18 protein-coding genes are annotated in these 12,505 nt (G+C 60.7%); 11 read left to right on the forward strand and 7 right to left on the reverse strand.

From position 1 onward, the window contains the following. Positions 1-71 precede the first annotated feature (71 nt). Both FHX15_RS04210 and FHX15_RS04215 read left to right on the forward strand, forming a co-directional pair. Entirely contained in the window at positions 72-416 is a 345-nt protein-coding gene (locus FHX15_RS04210) for a YidB family protein (protein ID WP_184393921.1), read from the forward strand. 46 nt (positions 417-462) lie between these two features. Further along, entirely contained in the window at positions 463-921 is a 459-nt protein-coding gene (locus FHX15_RS04215) for a hypothetical protein (RefSeq protein WP_184393922.1), read from the forward strand. Between the two features lie 128 nt (positions 922-1,049). Here the strand turns inward: FHX15_RS04215 and FHX15_RS04220 are convergent, their stop codons facing one another. The 3 genes from FHX15_RS04220 to FHX15_RS04230 are packed head-to-tail and all read right to left on the reverse strand — an operon-like array spanning position 1,050 to position 2,373. Further along, on the reverse strand, positions 1,050-1,670 hold the full coding sequence (locus FHX15_RS04220; protein WP_184393923.1) for an ATP-dependent Clp protease proteolytic subunit: 621 nt from the start codon (positions 1,668-1,670) through the stop codon (positions 1,050-1,052). Positions 1,671-1,714: 44 nt separating this feature from the next. Beyond that, on the reverse strand, positions 1,715-2,062 hold the full coding sequence (locus tag FHX15_RS04225; RefSeq protein WP_184393924.1) for an SRPBCC domain-containing protein: 348 nt from the start codon (positions 2,060-2,062) through the stop codon (positions 1,715-1,717). After that, complete coding sequence (locus FHX15_RS04230) at positions 2,059-2,373, reverse strand: metalloregulator ArsR/SmtB family transcription factor (RefSeq protein ID WP_184393925.1); 315 nt, start codon at positions 2,371-2,373, stop codon at positions 2,059-2,061. Before FHX15_RS04230 ends, FHX15_RS04225 begins: the two co-directional genes overlap by 4 nt. A 183-nt stretch (positions 2,374-2,556) precedes the next feature. Here FHX15_RS04230 and FHX15_RS04235 point away from each other — a divergent pair, with 183 nt between their 5' ends. The 8 genes from FHX15_RS04235 (at position 2,557) to copD (ending at position 8,123) form a co-directional block, all read left to right on the forward strand. Next, a complete protein-coding gene (locus FHX15_RS04235) occupies positions 2,557-2,733 on the forward strand; it encodes a hypothetical protein (RefSeq protein WP_184393926.1) in 177 nt (58 codons plus the stop codon). A 204-nt stretch (positions 2,734-2,937) separates the two neighbouring features. After that, complete coding sequence (locus FHX15_RS04240) at positions 2,938-3,213, forward strand: hypothetical protein (protein WP_184393928.1); 276 nt, start codon at positions 2,938-2,940, stop codon at positions 3,211-3,213. A gap of 101 nt (positions 3,214-3,314) precedes the next feature. Further along, a complete protein-coding gene (locus FHX15_RS04245) occupies positions 3,315-3,719 on the forward strand; it encodes a hypothetical protein (RefSeq protein WP_184393930.1) in 405 nt (134 codons plus the stop codon). Positions 3,720-3,807: 88 nt separating this feature from the next. Then, positions 3,808-5,181, forward strand: coding sequence for a PepSY-associated TM helix domain-containing protein (locus tag FHX15_RS04250; protein WP_184393932.1), 1,374 nt, complete (start codon positions 3,808-3,810; stop codon positions 5,179-5,181). Positions 5,182-5,190: 9 nt separating this feature from the next. Then, positions 5,191-6,096 (forward strand): copper uptake system-associated protein, encoded by a 906-nt coding sequence (locus tag FHX15_RS04255; RefSeq protein WP_184393934.1) that lies wholly within the window; start codon positions 5,191-5,193, stop codon positions 6,094-6,096. Next, complete coding sequence (locus FHX15_RS04260) at positions 6,093-6,689, forward strand: SCO family protein (RefSeq protein WP_184393936.1); 597 nt, start codon at positions 6,093-6,095, stop codon at positions 6,687-6,689. The genes FHX15_RS04255 and FHX15_RS04260 overlap by 4 nt, the downstream gene beginning before the upstream one ends. A gap of 136 nt (positions 6,690-6,825) precedes the next feature. Beyond that, entirely contained in the window at positions 6,826-7,194 is a 369-nt protein-coding gene (gene copC / locus FHX15_RS04265) for a copper homeostasis periplasmic binding protein CopC (RefSeq protein ID WP_184393938.1), read from the forward strand. 41 nt (positions 7,195-7,235) lie between these two features. Beyond that, entirely contained in the window at positions 7,236-8,123 is an 888-nt protein-coding gene (copD, locus tag FHX15_RS04270) for a copper homeostasis membrane protein CopD (protein WP_184393940.1), read from the forward strand. 157 nt (positions 8,124-8,280) lie between these two features. On the opposite strand, the gene FHX15_RS04275 is transcribed toward copD, so the two are convergent. Beyond that, entirely contained in the window at positions 8,281-8,706 is a 426-nt protein-coding gene (locus tag FHX15_RS04275) for a GFA family protein (protein ID WP_184393942.1), read from the reverse strand. Between the two features lie 30 nt (positions 8,707-8,736). Then, a complete protein-coding gene (locus FHX15_RS04280; protein ID WP_184393944.1) occupies positions 8,737-9,369 on the reverse strand; it encodes a DapH/DapD/GlmU-related protein in 633 nt (210 codons plus the stop codon). Positions 9,370-9,655: 286 nt separating this feature from the next. On the opposite strand from FHX15_RS04280, the gene FHX15_RS04285 reads away from it, so the two are divergent. Beyond that, positions 9,656-10,216 carry a hypothetical protein gene (locus FHX15_RS04285; RefSeq protein WP_184393946.1) on the forward strand — a complete coding sequence of 187 codons (561 nt, stop codon included), beginning with the start codon at positions 9,656-9,658 and terminating at the stop codon, positions 10,214-10,216. Between the two features lie 47 nt (positions 10,217-10,263). Here the strand turns inward: FHX15_RS04285 and FHX15_RS04290 are convergent, their stop codons facing one another. Together FHX15_RS04290 and FHX15_RS04295 are read right to left on the reverse strand one after the other, a co-directional pair. Further along, positions 10,264-11,469 carry a TCR/Tet family MFS transporter gene (locus FHX15_RS04290; protein ID WP_184393948.1) on the reverse strand — a complete coding sequence of 402 codons (1,206 nt, stop codon included), beginning with the start codon at positions 11,467-11,469 and terminating at the stop codon, positions 10,264-10,266. A gap of 36 nt (positions 11,470-11,505) precedes the next feature. Then, a complete protein-coding gene (locus tag FHX15_RS04295) occupies positions 11,506-12,408 on the reverse strand; it encodes an NADP-dependent oxidoreductase (RefSeq protein WP_184393950.1) in 903 nt (300 codons plus the stop codon). Between the last annotated feature and the right edge of the window lie 97 nt (positions 12,409-12,505).

Here is a 12,505-nt window from a genome sequence, read left to right on the forward strand (position 1 = left end):
TGTTCGTAAATCTGCGATGACACAAATTCGCCTTCGTGCTAAAAGCATAGTCCGCTGATGGAGGAGAGACGATGAGTATTTTCGACGGCTTAGGCAGTGTTCTCTCGGACGTGCTTGCCGGCAGGCAAGTCGATTACGTCGCAGTTGCGACCAGAATTTTCGACAATGCCGGCGGGTTGCAGGGCATCGTTTCCCAGCTCAATTCGGCCGGCCTTGGTGAGCAGGTCGCATCCTGGATCGGCACCGGCCATAATCTTCCCGTATCGGCAGAACAGATCGAGCAGGCGCTGTCCTCCGATCAATTGCGCGATCTCGCCGCCAAGTTCGGCGTCAATACCGAAGACGTGGCCAAGCTGCTTGCCGAGCATCTGCCGAAAGCGGTCGATGCCGCGACGCCTGCCGGAACCCTTCCATAAGTTTCTTAGACGTGCATGCCGTGACTGCCCCAACCGAGGATATCCCATGATTGCAAGATTGCTTGTGCCAGCTTCCGTCGGAGCACTGATTGCTGCCGCCGCCTTCGTTTCTCCGGCCTCCGCGCTGACCATGAAGGAATGCAGCGCCAAATATCAGACGGCCAAGGCCGATGGTTCGGCCAAGGATATGAAGTGGAACGACTTCAGGGCGAAGTTCTGCGGCGCTGACGCTGCCGCCGAAGACGCCGCCGATGACAAGGCGGTTGCCGCGACGACGGAAAAGGAACCGGAAAAGCCGACGATCAAGGCCCCCAAGAGCGTGACCTTGCCGAAGGCGATCGACAAGAAATATGCAAGCGAAACGCCCTCCAAGGGCCGGCTGCATACCTGCGTTGACAGCTATCATGCCAACAAGGATGCCGGCACGCTCAGCGATCTGAAATGGATTCAGAAGGGCGGCGGCTTCTGGAGCCTCTGCAATACGGCGCTCAAGTCCGGCGGCTGAGGCCATAGGCCGGCCCGGCCTGTTGTCTACCCCATCCTGAACCGCGGCCCGATGCGCGCAAGCGAAGGGCCGCGGACATCATACCAGTGGAAGCGCTCCCCAATCGGTCGCCAGGGACCTGTTCGCAGCTATTGCGAGAAGGCGTCTTCCATCTCTTCGCGCCCCTGCAGGATCCGGTCGATCAGGCCCCATTCCAGAGCCTCTTCGGCTGTCATGAAGCGGTCGCGATCCATCGCCTTTTCGAATTCATCGTAGGATCGGCCGCAATGCTCGGCATAGAGGCTGGTCATCCGCTGCTTCGTCTTGCGGATTTCTTCGGCATGGATCAGCATATCCGAGGCCTGGCCCTGGAAGCCGCCGAGCGGCTGGTGGATGAGGATGCTGGCATTCGGCAGGGCGTAGCGCTCTCCAGGCTGGCCTGCCATCAGCAAAAATGACCCCATGGAGCGGGCCGTTCCCATGCAGAGCGTCTGCACCGGGGCGCGGATGAAGCGCATCGTATCGTACATGGCGAACCCGCTCGTCACGACGCCGCCCGGCGAATTGATATAGAGATTGATCGGCTTCTTCGGGTTTTCGGCCTCGAGGAAGAGAAGTTGTGCGCAGACGAGAGCGGAAACGGCATCGTTGATTTCGCCGTTCAGAAAGATGATCCGCTCTCGCAGGAGCCTGGAATAGATATCGAAGGATCGCTCCCCTCTCGAGGATTGTTCTACGACCATGGGGACGAGCTGCATCACTTCGCGCATCGGCGAACTCCAATCTTTCAGACATTGATGGGAAACCAGCCGCGTCAGGCGGCGAGCATGAGCATCGGGCTGTTGCTGTTGGCGACCGTTTTCGCCAGCCGCTCGAAGGTTGCACCGGTCAGCTCATGGATAATGCGCAGGCTGGTGCCGCCCGACGCGTTCGGCGTGATCGCGAAGGTGACGGTGCTTTCGAGATAGGGCGGGGCATCATCGCGCAACCTGTAGCGGATTTCCCGGCCCGGAGTCTCGGAAAGCGACTGCGGCTCGGCAAGCGCTTCCTTCGGCAGCCACTTTTCCCGGAATTCGGCGATGCTGATCGCCCGCCAGACCTTTTCCGGCGGCGCATCCAGTTCGTATGTCTGTTCGAAGCCGGTTTCCTGCACCTCGTTCATTGATCCATATCCTTCAGCAAGAGCTTGAGCGCATCAATGCGGGCCGGCCAGTAGGCGCGGTATTTCGCCAGCCATTGCGCGATGAGGGCGAGCCCATCGGGATCGACCTCGTAATTCACGAAGCGGCCCTCTTTCCGTTCGCGCACCAGCCTTGCTGCTCTCAGCACCGCAAGGTGCTGGGACATGGCCGGCTGGCTGATCTCCATGCCTTGCCGCAGGGCGCTGGCATTCATGCTGCCGGCCGCCAGCTTCTCGAAGATCGTGCGGCGGGTCGGGTCGGCGAGCGCGCGGAAAAAATCATGTTCCATCATGGATACACATAAGCACAGACTTATGTGATTCGCAAGAGACCATGAGCGGGGATGCTACGCGCTAATGATGTCGGTGCGAAGGTTCTCCCTGTCCGGAAAGGGCCCGCCTCTGGAACATCACCGGCCTCGTTTCGTTTGGCTTGCGGAAGCAATCCCTTCACGCAAGCCGGAAGGACCAAGACCATGACGATCCCTGCCGCAGCGATCCGGATCCTGGCGCCCGAACCTCCGTCAGTCCCCATTTCTCCGCCCGGAAAGCCCGCTCCGCCCGTCAAGGAGCCGATGCCCGACAAGCCCGATAATGACGAGCCGGCGCCTGATCCTGACGAGAACGAGATTCCTCCGGAGGCTGCGCCATGACGCCGGCGGCGAAATACCAAGTCAAATACATGTCGATCTATATCGGCCTGATACTGCTCGTCGCGGTGATCATCACGTTCGGATCTCTCGTCTTCTCACGGTGACCTGTCTTGGATGTAACAGAGTTTTCGGGAGCGGCGGGTTCGGGAACAAAGGCGTGATGGGGCAGTTCGGACTGCTGACCATCATCGCTGGAGCATTGCCATGATTGGACATCGGGAAGGCGCGCATTTCGCGCTTGTGCCGTCAGGCGAGCCGAACGTTTTCCACCTGACCGTCGACAGCAACTATATCGGGACCATAGCAAGCGATAGCGACAGCCTGTCGACGTCAAAACCCTGGGGGTGGCGCCTGCAGATCGGCGATGGCACGTTGGGCGATGTGCCGCTGGCCGGCCGTTCGCACAATATCGATGAGGCGCTGACCGAGGCAAAGCATGCTTACGAACGGCATCGGGACCTGCTCTCACATCGAATGTGAACCGTTATTATTACGGCGAACGAATGTCGCATTGAGCTTTGCGCGAGATGCCGTTATCAGGGAGTCGACGCTGAGGCAGTAGCCTCAGGGGTAGGGGAACCATGCAACGTCGGCTGGACATGATCGAGCAATGGCTGGTGCGCATCTTGTGCACTGTCGCGCTCGTCTTCGTCGGCCTGGCGCATCAGGTTCCCGCTGCGCAGAACGATCTCAGCCCCGCAGCACTTGCCCAATATGTGCTGCCTGACGGCACATTGCCGATGCTTTGCGTCACCGTCACCGACGACAGCGGCAAGGAGCACGGCAAGATCGCGCATCTCAATCCGTGCGAAGCCTGCCGCATCGGCGCCGCCGTGGTGCTGCCGCAGCCGGCCGACGTCACTGGTGCACGGATCGGCTTTGCGGTGGCTGTCGTGCTGCCGCGCCGTGCCGAAGCCTTCCACCGCCAGCTTTTTCCGCCGAATACGGGGCCGCGCGCCCCGCCTGCCACTCCGAGCCTCGCCTGAACCCGCAATGCGGCACCGGCCGTGATGCGTCTTGCAATCATGGCCGGGCTGCATTGACGCCGCCGGCCGAGGATTCGGATCCAGTCTCATGTCTACCATTGTTGCCGCCGATCCGGCGGAGAGCGCCACGTCAGGCGTTTCGCTCTATCGCGCCATCTGGCGCTGGCACTTCTTTGCCGGCCTGCTCATCCTTCCTTTCCTGTTGAACCTTGCGATTACCGGCTCGCTCTATCTCTTCAAGGACGAGATCAACGATACGGTCTTTGCCTATCGCACCATCGTACAGCCCGCAGGCAAGCCGCTTGCGCCGCATCAGATCGCCGATATCGCGGCGGCCGCCGTGCCAGGCTCGGTTGCGAATTCCTACAAGGATCCGGCTGAATCCGACCGGTCGGCGATCGTGACGGTGTCATCAGACGCCGGCTCGACGCTGGTCTTCGTCAATCCCTATGATGGCACAGTGCTTGATACGGTCGGGACGACGGAGGAATTCAGTTATGTCGTCAAGCGCATCCACAGTCTGGCGCTCTTTGGAGCCCTCCCCAATAAGCTGATCGAGATCGCAGGCGGTTTTGCCATGGTGCTGGTCGCAACCGGAATTTATCTCTGGTGGCCGCGGCGGCAGACAGGTGGTGTCGTCACCGTGCGCGGAACGCCTGCGCGGCGGGTCTTTTGGCGCGATCTGCATGCGGTGACGGGAGCGTTTGCCGGCATCCTGATTTTCTTCATGGCGATCACCGGCATGCCATGGTCCGGTTATTGGGGCGCCAACGTCAATGCGTGGCTGACGAGTCATGATCTCGGTTATCCCGTGAAGCTCTGGGATGCCGTGCCGAAATCGCGGAAGGTAACGGAGGATATCCTGCCGAAGGCCGGCTGGATCGTCGAGAAGGCGCCGGTGCCGCTTTCGGAGATCGCCGAGGCGCAGTCGAAGAAGCCGATCGGGCTTGATCGCGCCGTTGAGATCGCCCGCGCGCTCGGTATGCAGCCAGGCTTCGATCTCGCCATTCCCGGCAGCGAGACGGGCGTCTATACGGCGGCGGTCTATCCCGACGACCTGAGCAGGGAGCGAACGCTTCATATCGATCAGTATTCCGGCAGGCCGCTCGTCGATCTCTCCTTCGGCCAGTATCCGTTCCTCGGCCAAGCGATCGAATGGGGCATCAATGTGCATCAGGGGCAGGAATTCGGGCTCTTCAACCAACTCCTGATGCTGGCAACCTGCCTTGCCATCATCCTTTCCTGCGTGACCGGGGCGGTCATGTGGTGGAAGCGGCGGCCGGCGGGAAGGCTCGGTGTGCCGCCCATGCCGCAGCGGCGCTCGGTCTATTTCGGGCTGTGGATCATCGTGCTCGCCTTTGCCATCGCCTTTCCGATGAGCGGGCTTGCGATCCTGGTGATGATCGCCTTCGACCAGATGGTGATCCGTTTCGTGCCGCCGCTGAAGCGCGCCTTTGCCTGAGGAGGGAATATGAAGACGATATTTTCTTTTCTATTCGGCTTTCTGCTCGCGACGGCAGCCGTCGCGCAGGACACGATCCGCATCGACCATGCAGCCTCGCATTCCATGGTGCCCGGCGCCAAGGTCGGCGACGGCTACCTTGTCATAACCAATAGAGGCAGCGAACCGGACCGGCTGATTGGCGCGCGCGCCGAGCGTGCCAAGACCGTACAGCTGCACCAGATGAGCATGGATAACGGCATCATGACCATGCGCGAGTTGAAGGACGGGCTTGCCATTCCCGCCGGCCAGACAATCACGCTTGAGCCGAACTACCATTTGATGTTCCAGGACGTGGTGAGGCCCTTCCAGCAGGGCGAGACGATCCGGGCGGTGCTGAAGTTCGAGAAGGCCGGTGAGATCACGGTCGATTTCGCGGTCGGCAAAATAGCGGGGCCGCTGGACGATGTGGGTCGGGGCCGTGGCATGGATCATGCGGCAATGGATATGCCCGGCATGGATATGAATATGAATGCATCGGGGCCGCCTCCTGAGGAGGCGATTCCCGAGACGTTGAAAACCATGTTCGAGACGCCGGACAAGCCGCTGACCATCCTGCCTGTCGTCATCAGGAACGATTGGGCGATCGCCGGCTGGCAGCAGGATGGGCGCGGCGGACGGGCGCTACTCAACAAGGGCCATCATGGTTGGAGCGTCTTTCTCTGCAGCGGCGACGGCATCAGACAAGCGGCGGCTTTGGAAAAGGCTGGGCTTTCCGCTGATGATGCCAACGCGCTGGCGGCGGATCTGGCCGAGGCCGAAGCTGGACTCGACCCGAAAATCCTGGCGACATTTGCAAGTTTCGAAGGCACCGTCATGATAGCGGGCGAGGCCGGCGGTGCCGGGCGTGGCGGACATGAGGGGCATGGCCAATGAGAGCGCGCACCCTTGCCGTTTCCGGCCTTGCTGCAAGCTCCGTCTTCGTCGGCGCGCTGATCGCCCTGATGGTGTCGCTCTATCTTTCGGAGCCGCACACCGGACCTTTCGACAGACAGTTCTCGCTCATCGACGACCGGGGCAATGCAGTCGACCAGTCGATCTTCCGGGGACATCCGGCGCTCGTCTATTTCGGCTACACCCATTGCCCGGAGGCATGCCCGACGACGCTTTACGAGGTGGCCGACTGGCTGACCGCGCTCGGCGATCAGGGCAGAGTGCTGAAGGCCTATTTCTTCTCGATCGATCCCGAGCGTGACACGCAAGGCGTGATGCATGATTACGTCAATGCCTTCTCGAGCCGGATCACCGGCATTACCGGGAGGCCGGAGGAGATGAGGAAGGTCTCCGACGGCTGGTTTATCCATGCCGCCAAATTGCCTTCTGAGAATGGCGATTATCACATGAGCCATACGGTCTCGCTTCTGCTCATCGGCGCCGACGGGCGGCTGAAGGGGCTGATCCCCTATGGCGCCGATCGCGACGAGGCGCTGGCAAAGATCCACGATGTACTGTTGGGCGGCGGACAATGAAGGATGACGCCGGTCAAAGAGCGAAGCTCGTCAACAATTACGAGGCGAGGCGGAATAAATCCGCTTGCCGACCATCTAATCAAGCGACGGCCAAATACGCCATCGCCTGTCTCAATGAACCGAAAGGCATAATCTGATGTCCATGATGATCCGCATTCTCTCCGTCACCGCCCTTGCCAGCATCGCTCTTGCCGGCCAGGCCTTCGCCCATGCGCATCTGAAAAGCTCCGAGCCGGCAGACAAGGCAGCCGTCGCTTCGCCCGGCGAACTCGATCTCACCTTCACCGAAGAGCTGAACATGAAGTTCAGCGGGGTTACCGTGACCGGGCCGGACAAGCAGGAGATCAAGCTCGGCGAGGGTATGCTGATGGAAGGCAACAAGGAGCTGATGGTACCGGTCCCCGACAAGCTTGTCCCTGGCAGTTATACGGTCGAGTGGCATGTGCTCTCGACGGATGGGCATAAGTCCAACGGCACATTCAGCTTTACCGTCAATCCCCGATAACTTTGGCCCCGATAACCTTGGCTCTGATAGCTTTGGCCCTGATGACACCTGATACGGCCTTCGTCCTCTGCCGTTTCGTCTTTGATGGTGCTGCCCTGTTTTTCTGGGGCAGCGCTGCCTATCTGTGGCTGCTCGTGCCCGAGGGCTTGAGCGGCAGCATATGGGCGAGGCTGAGGGTGGCGCGTGTCGCAGCCGTCGCGCTGATTACGATCGCCACGGCAGCGCTCTTGCCCGTGCGCGGCGCCATGCTCGGCAATGGCTGGGCGGATGGGCTGGATACGGGCACGACGATCTCGATGCTGACGGGCACTTCCATCGGCACTGCATGGGCGTGGCAGGCGGTGTTTGCCGTCGTTCTCCTTGCGGTGACATGCATGTCGTCACGCCGGCAGATGGCCGCGACCGCCATCGTATCGGCACTGCTGCTCTGCGGTCTGGCGCTGACCGGCCATGCGGCGATGAATGACGGCTGGCTGCGCGTCTTTCACCAGGCAAATGACATCGTCCATGTGCTCGCTGCTGGCGCGTGGATCGGGGCGCTGGCTCCCGTTGCGCTCGTGCTTTCCCGCCTTCGCGAGCATACTGCGGGAGCCGAGGCCCAGACGGCACTGATCCGCTTTTCGACTGCAGGGCATATGGCCGTGGCGCTTGTCATTCTCTCGGGGCTTGCCAACAGCCTGCTGGTTGTCGGCGGCCCGCCGCTCGACTGGAGCGTGCCCTATCAGCGGCTGCTTGCCCTGAAGATCGGCCTTGTCGTGCTCATGGTTCTGATGGCCGTCTTCAATCGCTATGGCTTGGTGCCGCGCATCGGTCGGTCACGCGCTGCTGGAAAAGCCCTGGCGACCGGGACGATTGCGGAAATCGTTATTGCCGCCGGCGTCGTGGCGCTCGTTGCCTGGTTCGGGACGCTGGAGCCGTTTCCGGGATAGAGATCGGGGGGATATGCTCAAACCGGTGGCTTCGCTTTCGCTGAGGCCCGGCAAATGCCAGGGCCTCATTTAAGCTTGGCGCCCGTCTGCGGCATGGTAGCGCTCACGAACTGGTTCGGGATATCAGCCATTTTGGTCCGAACGTTTGGGCGTGATCTCACCTTGTCGGTTCGAAGCGAAGGATACCAGCGACCTCGGCCGCGGAGCCGGAATCGGAGGGGTGGGAGATGCCGTCCATAACCCGGACTTCCGGAAAATCGAAGGGGCTGACGCCCTCGATGCAGGCGACATTGATGCCGAACTGGTTCGGATTCGAGCGCCGCTGATGATGGGTGTAGATGCCGCAGGTCTTGCAGAAATGGTGCTTCGCTGTACCGGTATTGAATTGATAGAGCGTCAGATTGTCCTCGCCCTCAACGAATTCGATATCCTTAAGCTCGGCCGAGACGGCGATGGCGCCGCGCATGCGGCAGTAGGAGCAGTTGCAGCGGCGGATCGTATTGAAACCGTCCGCCAGCCGCACCCGGAATCTGACGCTGCCGCAATGGCAGCTTGCATTATGCTTTTGTCTCTCGTCGCTCATGATCCGCCTGTCTCCCTCGATAAATACACACTAAGCCCAGCGCTCGCAGAAGGTCTCGATGTCGCTGGACTGAAAATCGGCGAGCCGCTCCATGATCGTCTCGAAAGGCCAGTCCCACCAGCCGATGGCGGCAAGTTTTTCGGCGACGGGCCGGGAGAACCGCTCGCGAATGAATTTGGCGGGAACGCCGCCGACGATCGTATAGGGGGCGACATCCTTGGTGACGACCGCCCCTGCTGCGAGCACGGCACCATCTCCCACCGTGACACCCGGAAGCACGACCACGCCGTGGCCGATCCAGACATCATTGCCGATGATGGCGCGATCGGCTTTTCGCTCGGCGAAAAAGGCATGGTCGCGCACGGCGTTGGCCGAATAATATTCGGGGCAATAGGTGAAGCGGTGCATGGACGGGCGGTCCATCGGGTGATTGGGTGCGCCGATCCTGACCTCGGCGGCGATGGCGCAGAATTTCCCGATCGTCGCATCACCGAGGATGCAACGCTGACCGAGATAGGAATAATCGCCGAGCTCGACCGTATGCAAGGAGGTGTTCTCAAGGATCTCGCAGCATGTGCCGATGCTGCAATCCCGGAGACTTACCGTCGGGTGGATGACTGTTTCGGCGATTTTCGGTCGGGTTTGCGGGGTGGTCGAGTCCATGGGCGGTCTCCGGGTTTCGGCCTGCCTAACCGGGGACGGTGAAGGATATGTGACGTGAGGCGAGGGAGCCGCTATTTCGCTTACCCGGCGATCACTGCTGAGCGGAAATACGAAATATGCGCTATTTGCGGGCGTTGTAATCTTGCGAGCGGTGGTTGCTGCCAATTGAGCTTGCTGAACGAAACCGACTCCTTTGTGGACATCTGCTCTCTGTTCATCAGTCGCAAATTCCCTTGGCTGCCGGAGATGCTAATAAAGCCTATGTTTAAAGTCGGAGGGAATCCAGGTGAGCGCCATAAGCGATCAGAAAGTAATTCTCGAATACCTGCATCGGCGTCTGGCGGCTGGAGACACCCGATATTGTACTATTCCGACCATTCGGAAGAACACTGGACTTGAAAGCTCCAATCAATATTTGTTGGCTCTGACAGATGACTTGGAGTCCGCAGGGCTTGTGATAACCCGTCAAGCATACCAGATGTCGGGTGGCAGGCTATTTCAAATCACTGCCGCGGGTTTTGACGCCGTGGAAACCGGAGATATTCCCGTTAGGGTAGATAGTGCGGCTTGGACCGGGCGCTTTGATTTGTCTGAGCACCAGAAGTCTGAGATTCGAAGAATTCTCACTGAGATGCGAGCAATTATCGAAGCGGCCAGGTTATCAAACGCTCGTAAAGTTAATGCTTTAGCTCTAATAGAATCTGCCGAGAAATTGGTTGAAACGCCAGACCCACTCTGGCCGGAGATCATGCGTCTTTTGCGCTCTCCTACACTGGCCGGAGTTACCGGGATCGCGAGCCTACTGATAACCTTCGTGCAGATTGTCATCGCTGCCGCAAGTTCATAACCGCGGTTTTCGCATCAGCATAAACGTCTGTAAAAGGTCGGAAGTCGTCATGCGCCTTGCGCATTCGCGCTTTGCGCAATGCCACTGCTCCTCGTGCTCATCAGCACCAGCGGCACGGCGACTGCATACAGCGCGATCACAGAGAGCCAGATGCCGCCCGGCCAATTCTCTCGCACGGTGAAATAGAAGGATGAGAAGGCCAGCGGCGCGATGATCGAGGCGAGGCTGACGGTGGAGGCTAGCAGGCCCTGCAGCTCGCCCTGCCGGTCGGGCTCGACCTTGCTGGTGGCGAGCGCTTGGAAGGCGGGGTTGCCGATGCCGACGAGGGTGAAGACCGGCATGATGGCGAAGATCATCCAGCCCTGATTTGCGAAGGCCATGACGAGAAGGGCTGCGGAGGCGCAGGCGACGCCTGAAATGACCGTCCAGCGTTCGCCGAGCAGGCGGGTCGCCGGCGCCGGGAGAAAGGCTTGGCAGAGCGTTTGGCAGATGCCGAATGTGCCAAGCGACAGTCCGATCCAGAAGCCGTTCCAGCCGAAAGTGTCGAAACCCCAGAGCGCCCAGCAAGTCCCGTAGGACTCGCCGGCGGCGCTGAAGACGAAATAGACGAGCACGATGGGCAGAAGCGTCTTCATCGAGGCAATCCATTTCAGCGGCCGCAGCGGGTTTAAGGCGGTGAGGTCGAGTTTCTGGCGTGACGGTATGCGGGATTCCGGCAAGACGAAGAGGGCGAGCAGCAGGTTGGCGGCGTTCAATATGGCCGCGACGATGAAAGGCAGGCGCAGCCAGTAATCGCCGAGCAACCCGCCAAGAACCGGACCGATGATGAAGCCGGCGCCGAACATGGCGTTGAACAGGCCGAAGCGGCGGGCGCGCTGATCGGCGGGAGAAATATCGGCAATATAGGCCGAGGCGACCGACATATTGGCGCTTGTCAGGCCGGCAATGGCACGGCCGATGAAGAGCAGCAGGAGAGATGGCGCAAAGGCCATGATGACATAATTGACGGCAGCACCGGCAAGCGAAATCAAAAGCACCGGCCGCCGGCCGATACTATCGCTCAGCGCGCCGAGGATGGGGGAGAAGACGAACTGCATGGCGGCATAGAGCGCGGTCATGATGCCGATATAGAAGGCGATGTCATGCGACTGCATCACTTCCTGAAGCAGGCGTGGCAGGATGGGAAAGATCAGGCCGATGCCGACGGCATCGAGGCAGATCGCGGTGAAGATCACGATGAGGGGTTTGTTCATGGTCTGGCTCGTTTGATGGTCTGGCTTTGGTCGGGCTCATGGAGAAATGATGAGTTTGCCGGTGACGCGCCCGGCGGCGCTTATAACCTGCGCCTCGGCCGTCTGTTCGAGCGGAAAGCTTCGCTCGATATGCAGCCTGAACAGGCCCTTGGAATAGAGCCGTGCCACATCGGCGAGCACCCGTTCGGGTCCCCTCGGCGGGCCGCGTGAGAACTTCGCGCCATATTCCTCCGCCGAGAAATCGGCGACGGACAGCACGCGGGCGGGATCGCCGGTGATAGCGATCAGCTCAGGGATGATGCCCGAGCCGGCGACATCGAGGGCCGCATCGATCCCGTTGGGCGCAAGCTGGCGAATACGCTGGGCGAGGCCGAGTCCATAGGCCGTCGGGATTGCGCCGAGATCCTTCAGGTAATCGTGTTTCTGCGGGCTTGCCGTGCCGATCGTGGTGATGCCCCGCACACGCGCCAGCTGGATGACGGCCGAGCCTATGCCGCCGGCGGCACCGCTGACGAGCAGCGCCTCACCGGCTTTGACATCAAGCTCGTCAAGGCTGCGCCAAGCGGTCTCCGATATCACGGGCAGGCCGCCGGCGATCTCGAAGGGCAAGTCATCGGGCTTGTGGACCCAGTGGGTGAGGATGGCATGCTCGGCCATCGTGGCCCGGCCGTAGCCGAAGACGGCATCGCCGACGAACGCGCTGGAGACGCCGGGGCCAACTTCATCGACGATGCCGGAGGCTTCGACGCCGACGCCCGATGGAAAGCTGATTTCCTCGAAAGCGCGATATTGTCCTTCGCGACGCTTCCAGTCCGAGGGATTGACGCCGGCCGCGCGCACCCTGATGCGCAGCTCGCCAGGGCCGGGATGCGGCGGATCGACCTCGACGATCTCAAGGACCTCGGGGCCGCCGTAGCGGCTGAACTGAACGGCTTTCATGGTTTCTCCAATGAAAGAACTCAAGGGGCAAAACACCTCCATTTGGCGTCTTTCCTTGGGTTCGGTTAGGGTTTGACCGGCATTCGCACCGATCGGC

This window comes from Rhizobium sp. BK650 (assembly GCF_014195325.1).
Taxonomy (GTDB): Bacteria; Pseudomonadota; Alphaproteobacteria; order Rhizobiales; family Rhizobiaceae; genus Rhizobium.